Below are 17,175 nucleotides of genomic sequence, written 5' to 3' on the forward strand. Positions count from 1 at the left end.
GGTGAACGGTGGGGTGGGCGCGGCGGCGTCGAGCGCCCAGTTGGCCGCCGCGCACGTCGACGGCGGTGGCCGTACGCTGTCGCAGGTCCGCCCCGGTAGAGGCGTTCGCTGCCGGGTACACCCGTGCCCTGGGGCCGGCCGGCCCGGTGACCGGCCTCAGTCGCCGGTGACGCCGTCGATCCGCTCGCGGATCAGGTCGGCGTGCCCGTTGTGCCGGGCGTACTCCTCGATCATGTGCAGGTAGACCCAGCGCAGGTTGAACGTGCGCCGCTTCGGGCTCACCTCGATGAAGGTCTCGTCGAGCGTCCGGCCGGCCACGGCGGCCCGCGCCAGCTCGACCTCGCGGTGGAAGGTCGCGAGGTCGGTCTCGGCGTCGGCGTGGCGCACGTCGTGGTCGGCGTCCGGGTTGTCCGGCGTGAAGTAGGGGTAGTCCACCGTCTCGCCGGCGAAGTTCTCCCGGAACCACCACGCCTCCACCTCGGCCAGGTGGCGGACCAGCCCCAGCAGGGTCAGCCCGGAGGGCTCGACGCTGGCCGTGCCCAGTTGCTCGGCGGTCAGCCCCGCGCATTTGAGCAGCAGCGTCTGCCGGTGGTAGTCGAGCCAGCTGTCGAGCATGGCGCGCTCGTCGCCGACGGTGATCTCAGGGGTCCGGGCGACGGCCGGTGCGGTCCAAGTCATGCCGGCTATCCTCTCCGGACCCCTGGGAACGGGCCAGCGAGTTTGTCAGGGCACCACGACGACGGGCCAGCGCCCGGTGCGGACGAGTCGGGTGGCGACCGAGCCGACCAGCCGGTGACCGGCCTGCTCCGACGCGCCGACGACGACCATGTCCGCCTGGAACTCGTCGGCTGCGTCGCGCAGTTCGTTGTACGGGTCGCCGCGCCGGCATTCGAAGGTGATCGGCAGGCCCAGCTCGTGTGCGGCGCGCTTGATGTCCTTGCGCAGCTCGGCGGTCAGCTCGTCCTGGCTGCGCTGGATGGCGGCGGCGTCCACGCCGGGCATCATCGCGACGAGACCGTTCGGGGCGTTGACGAAGACCACCACGAGCGAGGCGCCCTGCCGGCGGGCCAGGCCGGCCGCGTACCAGCCGGCCCGCTCCGAGGTGCGGGTGCCGTCCACGCCGACCAGCACCACCCGCGGACCGTCTGTTCCACGCTCGAACGGCCGCGGCTGAGCTTGCGGGCCGTACTGCTCACGATCGGGGGCTCCGACGCTCATGACCTCTCCCTCACCTCTGCTCGTCGGTACGCGTGGCGGTGGCCACCGTCAGTTTCCTCTCCGTGTCAACAACTGGCACGTCGTCGTTGTGCCGGCGCAGGGGCACCTCTTTGATGAAGCTCACCGCGATCAGCGCGAGCAGGGTGAAGGGTGCGGCGGCGAGGAATATGTCGCCGGCGCCGTGGCCGTACGCACCCTCCACCACCGCCCGGATCGGGGCGGGCAGCGCGTGCACGTCCGGCAGGACGCCGCCCCCGGAGCCGGCGGCCGGGACCCCGAGCCGCGCGAGGCCGTCGGCCAGGTAGTCCTTCACGTTGTGGGCGAGGACCGCGCCGAGCGCGGAGACTCCGACGGCGCCGCCCAGGCTGCGGAAGAATGCGACCACGCTGCTGGCTGCGCCCAGCTCGTGTGGGCGGACGGTGTTCTGCACGGCGAGCACCAGGTTCTGCATGGTCATGCCGAGTCCGATGCCGACCAGCGCCATGTAGCAGCTGAGCAGCGCGAAGTTCGTGTCGGCGCGGAGCGTGCCCAGCAGCGCGAAGCCGACGGTGAGCAGGGCCGAGCCGGCGACCAGGTACCGCTTCCAGAGGCCGGTCCGGCTGATCACCCGACCGGAGAGCGTGGAGGAGACCACCAGGCCGAGGATCATCGGCAGCGTCATCAGGCCGGCCATGGTCGGGCTCTCTCCGCGGCTGAGCTGGAAGTACTGCCCGAGGAAGACGGAGGCGCCGAACATGCCGACACCGACCGCGACGCTGGCGACGGTGGCCAGGGCGATGGTCCGGGAACGGAACAGGTGTGGCGGGATCATCGGTTCGGCGGCGCGGGTCTCGATCCGGATCGCGAGCGCGCCGAGCAGCAGTGCGCCGCCCACCATCGCCACGGTGGCCCAGGACATCCACGCGAACTGGTTGCCGGCGAGGGAGACCCAGATCAGCAGCACCGAGACGGCTGCGGTGATCAGCGTTGCGCCCCACCAGTCGATCTGCGCCTTGCGCTTCACCACGGGCAGGCGCAGCGTCTTCTGGAGCACGACGAGGGCGGCCACCGCGAACGGGACGCCGACGTAGAAGCACCAGCGCCAGCCGAGCCACGAGGTGTCGACGATCACGCCACCCACGAGCGGGCCACCGATCGTGCCGACGGCCATCACGGCGCCGAGGTAGCCGCTGTACCGGCCCCGCTCGCGCGGCGCGATGATCGTCGCCATGATCACCTGGGCGAGGGCGGTGAGGCCACCGGCACCCACGCCCTGCAGTACCCGGCAGGCGATGAGTTCGGCGGTGCCCTGGGCGGCGCCGGCGAGCACCGACCCGAGTACGTAGATCAGCAGGGCGAGCTGGACCAGCGCCTTCTTACTGATCAGGTCGGCCAGTTTGCCCCAGATTGGGGTGGTTGCGGTGGTCGCGAGCAGTGCGGCGGTGACCACCCAGGTGTACGCGGACTGCCCGCCGCCCAGGTCGGTGATGATCCGCGGCAGCGCGTTCGAGACGACCGTCGAGGAGAGGATCGCGACGAACATCCCCAGCAGCAGGCCGGAGAGGGCCTCCAGTACCTGTCGGTGGGACATGTTCAGGGCGGTCGTTGGTGGGGGCGCTGTCGCCTGACTCATCGTTGCAGCCTCCGGGCTGGTCGAGGGCGGGGAAAGACGTTCGGCGTGGGTGGCGCCGAGGTCGGTCCGAGGGAGAGTTGCCTGAGGCAACCTTTGGTTGCCTGGAGCAACAACCAGTCGGACGTATCCGATATTCCCCTTCCCTCGAGATCAGGACCAGGCGTCGTTGAACTGACCGAGCAGCCGGCCGAACTCCGCGACATCCCGATCCGGCCAGCTCTCCAGCACCCGACGGATGTGATCCATCCGCGCGGTCCGCGCCGCGTCGAAGCGCTGCCGGCCCTCCTCGGTCAGGCTCAACTGGGAGGCGCGCCGGTCGGTCGGGTCCGGTGTGCGGCGCACCAGACCGATCTCCTCCAGCGCCCGGATCTGCCGGCTCAACGTGCCCTTGCCGATGCCGAGCCGGCCGGCCAGGTCGGTGAGCCGGATCGAGTCGCACCGGCGCAGCCAGAGCAGCAGCCCGTAGGCGTTCGGTTCGAGATTCTGGTGCACCTCCCGGGCGACCTCCCAGGAAACCGCCCGACCGCGTCGCAGCAGGGCGGTCAGCTCGTGCTCGACCGCCCGCAGCGTCTCCAGGTGCTCGTCCACGGCCTAGAGGGTACGGGGCCGACCGTCAGGCCGCGTCGGTGAGCCGCTGGCGCATGACCGGTCGCAGGTGACCGTCGCTCGTCGTGCCCTCGATCGTCACCTCGGCGTCCCGCCCCCGGTGCACGAGAGTGGCGACGGCGTTGCCGAAGTACGGACCGGCCAACTTGCGCCAGCGCACGCCCGGGCTGCGTACGCCCGCCGAGCGGGCCAGCGCCCAGGCCGCCCCGGCGGGGCCGGGGGACCAGCCGATCCGCATCAGCGGCTGCATGGCGGCCGGCACCTGGTTGTGGATCGGGGAGCAGGTGAGCTGGTGCACCGGCGTGGTGACCGAGGGGTCGTCGAACCGGGCGCGCGCCACGTACGAGTGGTGCACGTCGCCGGAGAGCACGCTGATCGATGCCGGCGGGGCGTACGCCGGCCCGGCGCCCACCCGGTCGCCCGTGCGGCCCGGGCTGCCGCTGCCGATCCGGGCGAACGTCGCACCGAGCGCCTCGAACGACCGGCGGAACGCGGCCCAGTGTTCCAGGTCCAGCCCGCGACGCAGCCTCTCCGAGACGCGGGCGACCCAGGGCCGCCGGGAGTCGGCCAGCCGCTCGTTCCACGCCTCGACGTGGTGGATGCCCGGCGGCAGCAGCCAGGGCAGCGAGGCGCCGACGACCAGGTGGTCGTAGACGCCGTGCGCCTGGTCGAGGAACCAGGACCACTCGCCGGGCGGCAGCATCGCCCGGTTTGCCGGCTCAAGTACCCGGCTGCACCGGTTGTCCAGCATCACCAGCCGGGTCCGGCCCAGGTCGAGCGCGTAGCTCCACTGATAACTGCGCGCGTGCACGGGCCCGAGCGAGGAGTGAGCGGAGCGAGCCCCGTAGTCGCGGGCCGAAGACCAAATCCGCTCGGTGTCGTGCGCGAGGTCGGACTCCTTGTCGACCCGTTCGCCGAACTCGCGCAGCACGCCGGTGGCGTCCTCGGCGGCGACGATCTTGGCGTGCAGCGGGTCGGTGGCGATCTCGTCGGGCGCGAGGTTGCCGAGGTGCTGGTAGACCCAGTACGACGCGAGCCCGCTGCGGATCCGTTCGGCCCACCACGGCTGCCGCCGGGCGTCGCTCCGCCAGGACGCCGAGGTGTTCCAGTCATCGATGATCTCGTGGTCGTCGAAGATCATGACGCTCGGCACGGTGGAGAGCAGCCAGCGGATCTCCGGATCGCGCCAGGACTCCAGATAGAGCTTGGTGTACTCGTCGAAGCTGACCACCTGGTCGGCCGGAGCACCCCGCGGGCGGCGACGGCGCCGCCGCAAAAGCCGGCGCACCGTCGGTGACGTGACGTCCGCGTAGACCTGGTCGCCGAGGAGCACCAGCAGATCGGGCAGCGCCGCCGGCTCGAAGTCGACCATCAGCCGCCGGGCGTACGCGTCCAGCGCGTCCGGGGGCAGCTTGCGCGCAGTGGCGTGCTGGGTGGTCTCCCGGCAGGAACCGAAGATCAAGCGCACCGGCTGGTCCCGGTCGTCGGCGGCCCGCGTGCGGATCACGCTCGGCGGGAACCCGGAACCGGCCACCGGCCACACCACCTCGTCGTCGACCAGCACCTCGTACGTCGTGGCGCTCTCCGGGTCCAGGCCCTCGACGACGACGAGCGCGTAGTGGTGGTCGTACGCCGTGAAGGTGTGCGCGCTGCCACCGGCGCCGTGCGCGGTGCGGACGCGGACCACGGCGGGCGCGGCGGTCTCGACCCAGACGGTGGCGCGTGTCCCTACCACCCGGCGCAGCAGCGGACCGATGAGCAGGTGGGGGGCAGGCATGGCGGGACCTCCGGGGATGAGCGAACTTCATCTTTCCCTACCCGGCCGGCGGTCGCACCACTGCTGGCTGTGACCGAGACTACCGCCGCCTCCGGACAGGTCCCGGGTGCGGTGGCTGGGACGTCGTCGCCGGCATCTGACAGGATTTCGGCATGACGGATTACCTCCTCATCGCACTCGTCCTGCTCGGTGTGCTGGTCCTCGGCGCACTCGGGTTGGTCGTGCCGCGCCTGCGCCGCCGCCCGGAGCCACCGCTGCCGACGACGGAGGACGACACACGGGCGGAGGAGGATCTAACCGGTCCGCCCGTCGAGGCAGCGGAGTCGGACCTCTCCACGGGCGTGCTGGTCGAGGCGCCACCCGTCGTCGAGGTTCCGGCGCCGGTGCTGGAGGTCCCGGAGCCGACCTCCGGTCGCCTGGTCCGGCTGCGCACCCGGCTGTCCCGTTCGCAGACCGTCTTCGGCAAGGGACTGCTCGGCCTGCTCAGCCGGGAGCACCTCGACGAGGACACCTGGGAGGAGATCGAGGACAGCCTGATCACCGCCGACGTCGGCGTCGACGCCACCCGCGAGATCGTCGACCGGCTGCGCGAGCGCACCCGGGTGCTCGGCACGCGTACCGCCGGCGAGCTGCAGGTGCTGCTCGCCGCCGAGCTGGTCAACGCACTCGACCCGACGCTGGACCGGTCCCTGAAGACCGCCCGCAAGGACGGCGTGCCGGCCGTGCTGATGGTGGTCGGCGTCAACGGCGCGGGCAAGACCACCACCTGCGGCAAGATCGCTCGGGTGCTGGTCGCCGACGGCCGGAGCGTGCTGCTCGGCGCGGCCGACACCTTCCGCGCCGCCGCCGCCGACCAGCTGGAGACTTGGGGCAGCCGTGTGGGCGCCGAGACGGTCCGCGGCCCGGAGGCCGCCGACCCGGCCAGCGTCGCCTTCGACGCGGTCCGGCGCGGCATCGACAGCGGCGTGGACACCGTGCTCATCGACACCGCCGGCCGCCTGCAGAACAAGGTCGGCCTCATGGACGAACTCGGCAAGGTCAAGCGGGTGGTGGAGAAGCACGGCCCGATCGACGAGACGATCCTCATCCTGGACGCCACCACCGGGCAGAACGGCCTCGAGCAGGCACGGGTGTTCACCGAGGTGGTCAACGTGACGGGCGTGGTGCTCACCAAGCTCGACGGCACCGCCAAGGGCGGCATCGTGATCGCGGTACAGCGCAAGCTCGGCATCCCGGTGAAGCTGGTCGGCCTCGGCGAGGGGCCGGACGACCTGGCCCCGTTCGACCCGGCCCAGTTCGTCGACGCGCTGCTCGGCACCGAACCCGCGGCACGGGACGCGTAGGCTCGGGTGGGCACTGACGATCGCGCATACGTGGACTGGCGCGACCCGAACCACTCCTCGCGGCGCCTGGGGAGACCGTACGTGACGTCACAGGAGATCCCGCTGCACGGCGGGAACGTGAGCACCGTCGTCCGGGTCGGTGACACGGTGCGGCGCAACGCCGGCCCGTGGACCCCCTCGGTGCACGCCCTGCTGCGCCATCTGGAGTACGTCGGGTTCACCGGCGCGCCCCGCGCGCTCGGCATGGACGAGCGCAACCGGGAGGTCCTGTCGTACCTGGAGGGGGAGTGCGGGGAGTACCCGCTCGCCCCGCACTGGGTGACCGACGAGGCGCTGGTGACCGTCGCCACCATGCTGCGGATGTTCCACGACGCCCAGTACGGATTCGTGCCGCCGCAGAACGCCGTCTGGCGCTCGTTCGGGCCGCCGCCGCCGGACACCGAGGTGATCTGCCACCACGACGCCGCCCCGCACAACGTCATCTGGCGACCGGACGGCACCCTCGGTCTGATCGACTTCGACCTCGCCTCGCCGGGCGCCCGGATCTACGACGTTGCGTACGCGGCCTGGACCTGGGTGCCCATCTTCGCCGACCGGGACTCGATCACCCTCGGCTGGAGGCGTCCGGACCGGCCGCGCCGGCTGCGCCTCTTCGCCGACGCGTACGGGCTGATCCCCCGTGACCGGCACCGGCTGATCCGCACCATCCGAAAGCGGATCGTCGACCATGTGGAAGGCATCCGCCGGATGGCAGCCGCCGGGGACCCGGCGTTCGTGCGGATCGTGCACAAGGGGCACCTGCGCCGGCCGATGCGGGACCTGCGGCTGCTCGACTACGAGCGGCACGCGCTGGAGTACGCGCTGCGCTGAGCCGCGCACGGAAGGATCCTCCGGCGGTGGATCGAACCCGGCTCGATCCGCCACCGCCGATACCTCCTGGGCGGAGGTCGGCCGTGACACGTACGAAACAACCCGTCACGGAACGGAAACCCGCCGGAGTCCCCAGGTGAAACAGCAGGCGAGCAGGCTCTCGGCAGCCGGCGTACGGGACGACGCTGCCCCGGAAGCCGCGAAGGAGGGAAAACCACCTACAGGAGGCCAGCGTGCCTGATGCACCGACGATCGACACCGGCAACACCGCGTGGCTGCTGATCTCGAGCGCGATCGTGCTGCTCATGACGCCGGGGCTGGCGCTGTTCTACGGCGGGCTCAACCGGTCCAAGGGCGTCCTGAACATGATGATGATGAGCTTCTCGTCGATGGGACTCATCTCCATCCTGTGGTTGTTCTACGGCTTCTCCGTGGCCTTCGGTGAAGATCAGAACGGCATCTGGGGCGACCTGGGCCAGTATCTCGGCACCAAGACGTTCATGGCGGAGACCGACCTGTGGGGCGAGACAGGCATCCCGCTCTACGTCTTCATGGCGTTCCAGATGATGTTCGCGATCATCACGGTCGCGCTGATCAGCGGAGCCATCTCGGACCGGGCGAAGTTCTCCGGCTGGTTGCTGTTCGCCTTCGGCTGGGCGACGCTGGTCTACTTCCCGGTCGCGCACATGGTCTGGGGCGGTGGCTTCATCGGCGCGAAGCTCGGCGCGCTCGACTTCGCCGGTGGCACCGCCGTCCACATCAACGCGGGCGCGGCCGCGCTCGCCCTGGCGCTGGTGCTCGGCAAACGGGTCGGCTGGCCGCGGGACGCCATGAAGCCGCACAACGTGCCGATGGTGGCGCTCGGCGCCGGCCTGCTGTGGTTCGGCTGGTTCGGGTTCAACGCCGGTTCGGAGTTGACCGCCGACTCGACCACCGCCATCGCGTTCCTCAACACCCAGGTCGCCACCGGCGCCGCCGTCCTCGGCTGGATCATCGTCGAGTGGCTGCGCAACGGTAAGGCGACGCTGGTCGGGGCCTCCTCCGGCGCGATCGCCGGCCTGGTCGCGATCACGCCGGCCTGTGCGTTCGTCGCACCCTGGGCCGCCGTCCTGCTCGGCCTGGTGGCCGGCGCCGTCTGCGCGCTCGCCATCGCCCTGAAGTACAAGCTCGGCTACGACGACTCGCTCGACGTGGTCGGCGTGCACTTCGTCGGCGGCTGGATCGGCTGCCTCTGGATCGGGCTCTTCGGCACCAGCTCGGTCAGTTCCCTGGTCTCCCGGGAGGGGCTCTTCTACGGCGGCGGGGCGACCCAGCTCGGCGTGCAGGCGCTGAGCGCGCTGATCGTCACCGTCATCTCCTTCGTGATCGCGTACGCCCTCGCCTTCCTGATCGAGAAGACCATCGGGTTCCGGGTGGCCGCCGAGGCCGAGGCCGACGGCATCGACATCGCGGAGCACGCGGAGAGCGCCTACGACCTCTCCCCGGCCGGCGGCAGCGGCGGCGCGTTCGCGATGGCCGGCATCGGCGTGCCCGCGGCCGGTGGCACCGAGCCGGGCGGCGGGACCGCCACTCCGGTCAGCGAGAAGGTCGCCGGTTAACGTTTTCGGATGGAGGGGTTGGACATGAAGCTGGTGACCGCGGTCATCAAGCCGTACCAGCTGGACGCGGTGAAGGAGGCCCTGCACGCCTTGGGCGTGGCCGGGCTGACCGTCAGCGAGGTCCAGGGGTACGGGCGACAGAAGGGGCACACCGAGGTCTACCGGGGTGCCGAGTACACGGTCGAGTTCCTACCGAAGATCCGCGTCGAGGTGCTCACCGACGAGATCGACGTCGAGAAGATCGTCGACGCGATCGTCGCGGCCGCTCGCACCGGCAAGATCGGTGATGGGAAGGTCTGGGTGACCTCGGTGGACCAGGTCGTCCGGGTCCGTACCGGCGAGCGCGGCCTCGACGCCGTGTAGGAGGTCGTCGTCTCCGGCATCGGCGAGCAGGCGCGGCGGCAGCGCGCGGACGGGTACGACAGGTTCCTCAACGCGCTGCTGCCGCCACGTCCCGGGGTGGCGTTGGTCGCCGTCGGCGGGCTCGGCCGGCGGCAGTGCGCCCCGCACGGCGACCTCGACCTGGTGCTGCTGCACGCCGGCGTCCCCGGCATCGACGAACTGGCCGCCTCGATCTGGTACCCCGTCTGGGACGCCGGCCTGAGGCTGGACCACTCGGTGCGTACCGTCGCCGAGGCGCTCTCGGTGGCGCGGGAGGATGTCAAGGTGGCCCTCGGCCTGCTCGACGCCCGCCTGGTCACCGGCGACGCGGCGCTCGCCGACTCCCTCATCGGCGCCGCCGCCGAGCACTGGCGGCGCACCGCGGTACGTCGACTGCCCGGCCTGCGGGAGATCACCGCCGCGCGCTGGCAGGCCCACGGCGAACTGGCCTTCCTGCTCGAAGGCGACGTCAAGGAGGCCGCCGGCGGGTTACGCGACCTGGGCGTGTTGCACGCCATCGCGTCCGCCGGGGTCACCGACGCGCTGCGTCCCGCCGTACGGGCCGCCCAGCTGCGACTGCTGGACGTCCGCGACGCCCTGCACGAGCAGGCCGGCCGCCGGGTGGACCGGCTGGTCGCGCAGGAGCGCCACGGCGTGGCCGCTCGGCTCGGGCTGCGGCAACCCCCGCTCGGCTCGGGCGGTGTGGGGCACGACGGTGACCTGCTGCTGCGCCGGGTGGCCGGCGACGCCCGTACCGTCAGCCACGCCCTCGACGACGCGTTCCGCGCGGTCGAGCGGCTGCGGACCGGTCGGCCGCGGCCCGGCGGCGCCCGCCAGGTACGCCGTCCGGTGGCCCGGGACGTGGTCGAGCACGGCGGGGAACTCGTCCTGGCCCGCACCGCGATCGGCGCCCGCCCGGACCCGAGCCTGTCGCTGCGGGTGGCGGCCGCGTCGGCCACCACCGGGCTGCCGATCGCCCGAGCCACCTGCGAGTGGCTTGCCGCGTACTGTCCGCCGCTGCCGGCACCCTGGCCGGCCGAGGCCCGGGCCGCCCTGATCACGCTGCTCGGCGCCGGTCCCGGTCTGGTGCCCGCCTGGGAGACCTGCGACCGGTACGGGCTGGTCGACCGCTGGCTGCCGGAGTGGACACGGATGCGCAGCCTGCCCCAGCACAATCCGGTGCACCGGTTCACCCTCGACCGGCACCTGGTGCAGACCGCGTGCGAGGCGAACCGGCACATCCGGGACGTGGACCGCCCCGACCTGCTGCTGCTCGCCGCGCTGCTGCACGACGTCGGCAAGGGGCTGCCCGGGCCGGGGCCTGCCACGGAGGCCGAGGACCACAGCGCGGTGGGCGCCCCGATCGCCGAGGCGGTGGCGGCCCGGATCGGGCTGGGCGAGCCGGAGGCGGCGCTGATCGGAAGGCTGGTCCGGCTGCACCTGCTGCTGCCGGACGTGGCGACCCGGCGGGACCTCGCCGACCCGGTCACCATCGCCCGGGTGGCGGAGGCCGTCGGTGACCCCGCGACCCTCGACCTGCTGCACGCCCTGGTCCGGGCGGACGCCGCGGCCACCGGCCCGGCCGCCTGGTCGCAGTGGAAGGGCAGGCTCGTCGCCGAGCTGGTCGCCCGGGTCGGGACCGCGCTCGACACCGGTGCCCTGCCGGCCCCACCGGCGCCGGACCGGGCGCTGCTGGCCGAGCCGCTGCCGGTGATCCGGGTGAGCGACGACCGGGTGGCCGTCGCCGCCACGGACCACAGCGGTCTGCTCGCCACGGTCGCCGGCTGCCTGGCCCTGCACCGGCTGGAGGTGGTCGCGGCGGACGCCACGGCCGTCGACGGGCGGGTCCTGGTCGAATGCCGGGTGCAGCCACGGTACGGCCTGGCACCCGATCCGATCGCGGTCGCCGCCGACCTGCGCCGGGCGGTCGCCGGCGACGTCTCGGTCACCCAGCGCCTACGTGGCCGGGCCCTCGCGGCCCGCACGTCGGACGCCGCCCCGCGGGTGGTCTGGCATCGGGAGGCCGCCACCGGCGCGGTGCTGCTGGAACTGCGCGCCGCCGACGCCGCCGGGCTCCTCTATCGGGTGACCAGGGCGCTCGACGAGGCCGGCGCCCAGGTCCGGGCCGCCCGCATCGCCACCCTCGGTGGGGACGTGGTCGACACCTTCTACCTGGTCGGGGGCTGGCCCGACGATCCGACCCGGGCCCGGCTGGAGGCCGCAGTCCTCGACGCGGTCTGAGCCGTGCCGCCCGGCCTGCTCGCTCGGCCCGACAGGCCCGCCCGGTCCGGCCTGCTCGCTCGGCCCGACAGGCCCGCCCGGTCCGGCCTGCTCGCTCGGCCCGGCGGGCTCGTCCCGCCCGGCTCGCTCGTCCCGCCCGGCTCGTCCGGCCCGGCTCGCTGGTCCCGGCGGGCTCACCCGGCCCGGCGAGGTCGTCCGGTTCGGTGGGGTGGCCCCGGCCTGTCGCCCGGTGCCCGCAGGGCGGTGGGCTACGTCGTGGCGCGTAGTCGAAGAGCCGCCCGCCGGCCGACGCGCACGGGTCCGACGCGCGGAACCCTGGACGGCAGGCTCGGGGACGTCGGTATGGGCGCTCCGGGGTGCAGAATCTGTTCAACGCCATCGCCGCTGACGCTGCCGTACCGGACGCGGGGGACGGTGGTCGCGCTGTTCGGGTTGTCGCTGCCGGGACGGTCGGCGCAGCAGGGCGGCCCGCCACGCACGGCGGGTCACCCGGCCGTGGTGCCGGACGCTGCTCGGCGTCGGCGGTGCATCGCCTGCAGGTGGGCACGATGGGTTCGACGGGAGGATCGGCGTGGACCGGAGACGGCCCGAGTGGCGGAAGATCGCCGGTGACCTACTGCTCGCCCTCGCGCTGCTCGTCGTCGGGCTGGTCGGTACCGGTCCGGCCGGCGCCGAACAGAGCGTGACGGTTGACGGCTCGGCGTACGTGCCGGTGGTGGCCGCCGCGCTGGCGCTGGCCGTCCGGCGCCGGTGGCCGTTCGCCACGCTGGCGGTGACCGTCCTGTCCGTCGCGGCGTACCTGGTGCTCGGTTACCCGTACGGGCCGATCCTGCTGCCCTTGCTCGTCGCGGTCTACAGCGTCGCCGCGCACCGCCCCCTGCGACCGGCGGCGATCGGTGCCGCGGCGACGCTCGTGCTGTTGGCCGTGCACGTCTTCGTCGGTTCCGGCACCCTGGGCGTGCTGGGACTGATGCCGGCGGTGGCGTGGGTGGTGGTGCCGTTCGCGGTCGGGACCACCGTGCGGCTCGGCCGGGAGTCCGCCGCCCGCGCCCGGGCCGAGGAGGCCCGCCGGCTGGCCGACGGGGAACGGCTGCGGGTGGCCCAGGAGGTGCACGACGTGGTGGGGCACGGTCTCGCCGCCATCCACATGCAGGCCGAGATCGCGCTGCACCTGCTGGAGAAGCGGCCCGAACAGGCGCAGACCGCGCTCGCCGCCATCAGCGGCACCAGCAAGGAGGCGCTCGACGAGCTGCGGGTCACCCTGGCGGTGGTCCGCCGGGGTGACGGCCCGGCCGAGCGGGCGCCGGCGCCGGGCCTGGGCCAGGTGCCGGCGCTGCGGGACCGGATGGCCGGCGCGGGGCTGCCGGTCACCGTTCAGATCGACGGGGAGCCGCGGGCGCTGCCGGTCGCGGTGGACCTGGCCGCGTACCGGGTGGTCCAGGAGTCGTTGACCAACGTGTTGCGGCATGCCGGCCCGGCGACCGCCGCGGTGCGGATCCGTTATGCCCCGACCGAGGTGGAGGTGGAGGTGACCGACACGGGTCGCGGCGTCGCCGAGGGCGGGCCCGCCACCACCGGTTCCGGGCTGGCCGGCATGCGGGAGCGGGTCACCGCGCTGGGCGGGTCGTTCGCGGCCGGGCCCGCCGCGGGCGGTGGTTTCCGGGTCCACGCGAGGCTGCCGCTGGAGGAGCGCCGATGATCAAGGTGTTGATCGCCGACGACCAGGACCTGGTGCGGATCGGGCTGCGGGCCCTGGTGGAGAGCGAGGAGGGCCTGACCCTGGTGGGGGAGGCCGCGGACGGGTTGGCCGCCGTGGAGGTCGCCCGGCGGGAGCGCCCCGACGTGGTCCTGATGGACGTCCGGATGCCCGGGGTGGACGGCATCGAGGCGACCCGCCGGATCGTGGCCGACCCGGAGCTGTCCGGCATCCGGGTGATCGTGCTGACCACCTTCGAGCTGGACGAGTACGTCTTCGACGCGTTGCGCCACGGCGCGAGCGGGTTCCTCACCAAGGACACCCGGCCGGCCGAGTTGCTCCGCGCGATCCGGCTGGTGGCCGAGGGGGAGGCCCTGTTGTCACCCTCGGTGACCCGGCGGGTGGTGCAGGAGTTCGCCACCCGGCCGTCCCGGGTGCCCCGGCCGCACCCTCGGCTCGGCGCGCTTACCGACCGGGAACGCGAGGTGGTGGGGCTGGTCGGTGAGGGGTTGAACAACGAGGAGATCGCCGAGCGGCTGGTGGTCAGCCCGGCCACGGCGCGTACCCATGTGAGCCGGGCGATGGTCAAGCTCGCCGCGCGGGACCGGGCCCAGCTGGTCGTCTTCGCGTACCAGTCGGGCCTGGTGCCGTTCTGACCATTCGGCCGGGCGTTGCGGTTTCCGTCTGTTCCGACCGCTCCACGTCGTCGCCGTCGATTCGCGGAGATCGCGCTCGAACCTGGTTGTAGTGGCCTTGCCGGGCGATGGATGCCACTACAACCAGGAAACAGCACGATCTTCACGCCGGGGCGCCCGGCGCGGGGTGCGGGGCTGGGCCGGTGGGAAGCACCCGGGAGGTGGGACGGTTACCCTTGCGGTGGCCGTCCTTGTGCGTGTCGGCCGCCAAGTGCCCGCCGGAACACTGACAAACGGGATGTTCGCGTGTTTGACACCTTGAGTGACCGCCTCTCCGGGATCTTCACCAAGCTCCGCGGAAAGGGTCGGCTCACCGACGCCGACATCGACGCCACCGCGCGCGAGATCCGTCTCGCGCTGCTGGAGGCGGACGTCGCGCTGCCGGTCGTCAAGGGCTTCATCACCAACGTCAAGGAGCGGGCCCGCAGCGCGGAGGTCTCGCAGGCCCTCAACCCCGCCCAGCAGATCGTCAAGATCGTCAACGAGGAGCTGATCAACGTCCTCGGCGGCGAGGGGCGGCGGCTCCAGTTCGCCAAGCAGCCGCCGACCGTGATCATGCTGGCCGGCCTCCAGGGTTCCGGTAAGACCACCCTCGCCGGCAAGCTGGCCCGCTGGCTCAAGGCCCAGGGGCACCAGCCGCTGCTCGTGGCCGCCGACCTCCAGCGTCCCAACGCCGTGGGGCAGCTCCAGGTGCTCGGTGGTCGCGCCGGCGTCGAGGTGTACGCCCCGGAGCCCGGCAACGGCGTCGGCAACCCGGTGCAGGTGGCCCGGGAATCGATCGAGCACGCCCGGCGGGCGGCCCGGGACATCGTCATCGTCGACACCGCCGGCCGGCTCGGTATCGACGCCGAGATGATGCAGCAGGCCGCCGACATCCGTGACGCGGTCGAGCCCGAAGAGGTCATCTTCGTCATCGACGCGATGGTCGGTCAGGACGCGGTGCGTACCGCCGAGGCGTTCCGCGACGGTGTGGGCATCACCGGCGTCGTCCTGTCGAAGCTCGACGGTGACGCCCGCGGTGGTGCGGCCCTCTCCGTCCGCGAGGTCACCGGCCAGCCGATCCTCTTCGCCTCCACCGGCGAGAAGCTGGAAGACTTCGACATCTTCTACCCGGACCGGATGGCCAGCCGGATCCTCGGCATGGGCGACGTCCTCACTCTGATCGAGCAGGCCGAACAGGCCTTCGACGCCGATCAGAAGGAGAAGATGACCGCCAAGCTGATGGGCGGCGAGCAGTTCACCCTGGAGGACTTCCTCGACCAGCTCATCGCGGTCCGCCGGATGGGCCCGATCGCCAACGTGCTGGCCATGATGCCCGGCATGGGGCAGATGAAGGACCAGCTCGCCGAGCTGGACGACAAGCACTTCGACCGGGTCACCGCGATCATCCGGTCGATGACCCCGGCCGAGCGCACCAACCCGAAGATCATCAACGGCTCGCGCCGGGCGCGTATCGCCAACGGCTCCGGGGTCACGGTGATGGACGTCAACCAGCTGCTCAACCGCTTCGCCGACGCGCAGAAGATGATGAAGCAGATGGGCGGCATGATGGGCCTGCCCGGCGGCCGCCGCAAGGCGACCAAGTCCCCGAAGAACAAGCGCAAGGGCACGAAGGGCGGCGGGCGTCCCCGTGCCGGGGCGGGGCTGCCCGGTGGCTTCCCGGGCGGCATGCCGCAGCTGCCGGCCGGGACGGACCCGAACGACCTGGCGAGCCAGGGACTGCCGCCCGGCTTCAAGCTGCCGAAGATCGACTTCAACAAGCTCGGCAAGGGGGACAAGCGCGGTTGAGTGCTTGCCGGTGACGGGCGGGCCGGCTGCCGGGCACCGAGAACTCGAATCGGGGCCGGCGCAGCGGCGGGGCGGGTGCGGTGAGGCGTACCGCGCGGCGATCCGGTAGGACTGTGCACATGGCTCTGCATGTGCGTGGCGTGCTGCTCCCCGACGACGAGGTCCGCGATCTCTGGATGATCGGTGATCGGGTGACCTTCGAGCCGGTGCCCGGCGCCGAGACGGTCGCCGACGGCGGTTTCGTGCTGCCCGGGCTGACCGACGCGCACTGCCACATCGGCATCGCCCGGGGTGGGGCCCCGATCACGTCGCTCGACCAGGCCCGGGAACTGGCCCGCGTCGACCGCGAAGCCGGGGTGCTGGCCATCCGTGATGCCGGCTCCCCGTACCCGTACCCGGAACTGGACGACGAGCCGGACCTGCCGCGGCTGGCCCGCGCCGGCCGGCACGTCGCCCCGCCCAAGCGCTACCTGCGTGACATCGGGGTGGAGGTCGGCGCCGGCGAGGTGGCCGCCACGGTGGCCGAGCAGGCCGGCGCCGGCAACGGCTGGGTGAAGCTGGTGGGCGACTGGATCGACCGGGGGGTCGGTGATCTCGCCCCGGCCTGGGACGAGGAGACGATGACGGCCGCGGTCGAGGCGGCCCACGCCGCGGGCGCGCGCGCCGCCGTGCACACCTTCTCCGAGTCGGCCGTAAAGATCATGGTGCGGGCCGGGGTGGACTCGGTCGAGCACGGCACCGGCCTCAGCCTCGACCTGATCGACCTGATGGCCCGGCAGGGCACCGCGCTGGTCCCCACGATGATCAACATCCGGACCTTCGGCGGGATCGCCGACCAGGCGCGCGCCAAGTTCCCCGGCTACGCCGACCACATGCTCGCGCTGCGCGACCGGTTCCCGGAGGTGGTCCGGTCGGCGTACGAGGCGGGCGTGCCGATCTACGTGGGCACCGACGCGGGCGGCGGCATCGACCACGGGCTGGCCGCCGAGGAGATGCTGCTGCTGCACGAGCAGGCCGGCATGGCCCCCGTCGACGTGCTCGCCGCCGCGAGCTGGCGGGCCCGGGAGTGGCTGGGCTTCCCCGGCCTGGTCGAGGGCGGCCTCGCCGACCTGACCGTCTACCCGCAGGACCCCCGCCGCGACCTGACGGTCGTCCGCACCCCCTCCCGCATCATCCTCCGCGGCCGAGTCCTCCGCTGATCCCCGCCCGGGCCTCGGTGACCGCTGCGTTGATCAAGAGGTTTGCGTCAGGAATCGCCGCCACGGCGACGCAAACCTCTTGATCGCGCGGGCGGGGGGCGGGGGATGGGGTGGGGGGAGTGAGGGGGGAGTGAGGGTGGGAGGGGGGCGG

The 17,175-nt window shown here is 72.6% G+C and carries 13 protein-coding genes and 1 pseudogene; 9 read left to right on the forward strand and 5 right to left on the reverse strand.

Annotated elements, in window-relative coordinates; genetic code table 11:
- Positions 1 to 156: 156 nt before the first annotated feature.
- From ABZS42_RS20810 to ABZS42_RS20830, 5 genes are all read right to left on the reverse strand, one after another.
- A complete protein-coding gene (locus ABZS42_RS20810) occupies positions 157 to 678 on the reverse strand; it encodes a DinB family protein (protein ID WP_355147616.1) in 522 nt (173 codons plus the stop codon).
- 45 nt (positions 679 to 723) lie between these two features.
- On the reverse strand, positions 724 to 1,218 hold the full coding sequence (locus tag ABZS42_RS20815; RefSeq protein ID WP_355147618.1) for a universal stress protein: 495 nt from the start codon (positions 1,216 to 1,218) through the stop codon (positions 724 to 726).
- A gap of 10 nt (positions 1,219 to 1,228) precedes the next feature.
- Positions 1,229 to 2,830 carry an MDR family MFS transporter gene (locus ABZS42_RS20820; RefSeq protein WP_355147620.1) on the reverse strand — a complete coding sequence of 534 codons (1,602 nt, stop codon included), beginning with the start codon at positions 2,828 to 2,830 and terminating at the stop codon, positions 1,229 to 1,231.
- Positions 2,831 to 2,980: 150 nt separating this feature from the next.
- The gene (locus ABZS42_RS20825) at positions 2,981 to 3,418 is read right to left on the reverse strand and encodes a MarR family transcriptional regulator (protein ID WP_355147622.1); all 438 of its coding nucleotides are present in this window, start codon (positions 3,416 to 3,418) and stop codon (positions 2,981 to 2,983) included.
- A gap of 25 nt (positions 3,419 to 3,443) precedes the next feature.
- Positions 3,444 to 5,213, reverse strand: a complete 1,770-nt coding sequence (locus ABZS42_RS20830) for an alkaline phosphatase D family protein (protein WP_355147624.1) — start codon at positions 5,211 to 5,213, stop codon at positions 3,444 to 3,446.
- A 152-nt stretch (positions 5,214 to 5,365) separates the two neighbouring features.
- Here ABZS42_RS20830 and ftsY point away from each other — a divergent pair, with 152 nt between their 5' ends.
- The 9 genes and pseudogenes from ftsY to ABZS42_RS20875 all read left to right on the forward strand — a co-directional run bounded on the left by ftsY (position 5,366) and on the right by ABZS42_RS20875 (position 17,024).
- Positions 5,366 to 6,556: a signal recognition particle-docking protein FtsY gene (gene ftsY, locus ABZS42_RS20835; protein ID WP_355147626.1), complete on the forward strand. Its 1,191-nt coding sequence runs from the start codon at positions 5,366 to 5,368 to the stop codon at positions 6,554 to 6,556.
- Between the two features lie 30 nt (positions 6,557 to 6,586).
- Complete coding sequence (locus ABZS42_RS20840; RefSeq protein WP_355147646.1) at positions 6,587 to 7,426, forward strand: aminoglycoside phosphotransferase family protein; 840 nt, start codon at positions 6,587 to 6,589, stop codon at positions 7,424 to 7,426.
- Positions 7,427 to 7,659: 233 nt separating this feature from the next.
- On the forward strand, positions 7,660 to 9,024 hold the full coding sequence (locus tag ABZS42_RS20845) for an ammonium transporter (RefSeq protein ID WP_355147628.1): 1,365 nt from the start codon (positions 7,660 to 7,662) through the stop codon (positions 9,022 to 9,024).
- Between the two features lie 24 nt (positions 9,025 to 9,048).
- Complete coding sequence (locus ABZS42_RS20850; RefSeq protein WP_355147648.1) at positions 9,049 to 9,387, forward strand: P-II family nitrogen regulator; 339 nt, start codon at positions 9,049 to 9,051, stop codon at positions 9,385 to 9,387.
- A gap of 75 nt (positions 9,388 to 9,462) precedes the next feature.
- Positions 9,463 to 11,646 (forward strand): annotated as a pseudogene (locus tag ABZS42_RS20855) ([protein-PII] uridylyltransferase); the annotation flags it as partial.
- 571 nt (positions 11,647 to 12,217) lie between these two features.
- Complete coding sequence (locus tag ABZS42_RS20860) at positions 12,218 to 13,345, forward strand: histidine kinase (RefSeq protein WP_355147630.1); 1,128 nt, start codon at positions 12,218 to 12,220, stop codon at positions 13,343 to 13,345.
- Positions 13,342 to 13,998, forward strand: a complete 657-nt coding sequence (locus ABZS42_RS20865; protein WP_355147632.1) for a response regulator transcription factor — start codon at positions 13,342 to 13,344, stop codon at positions 13,996 to 13,998. The genes ABZS42_RS20860 and ABZS42_RS20865 overlap by 4 nt, the downstream gene beginning before the upstream one ends.
- Positions 13,999 to 14,283: 285 nt before the next feature.
- Positions 14,284 to 15,825 carry a signal recognition particle protein gene (gene ffh / locus ABZS42_RS20870; protein WP_355147634.1) on the forward strand — a complete coding sequence of 514 codons (1,542 nt, stop codon included), beginning with the start codon at positions 14,284 to 14,286 and terminating at the stop codon, positions 15,823 to 15,825.
- A 119-nt stretch (positions 15,826 to 15,944) separates the two neighbouring features.
- On the forward strand, positions 15,945 to 17,024 hold the full coding sequence (locus tag ABZS42_RS20875; protein WP_355147636.1) for an amidohydrolase family protein: 1,080 nt from the start codon (positions 15,945 to 15,947) through the stop codon (positions 17,022 to 17,024).
- The last annotated feature ends 151 nt before the right edge of the window (positions 17,025 to 17,175 follow it).

The organism is Micromonospora sp. NPDC005367 (assembly GCF_040606825.1).
Lineage (GTDB): Bacteria > Actinomycetota > Actinomycetes > Mycobacteriales > Micromonosporaceae > Micromonospora.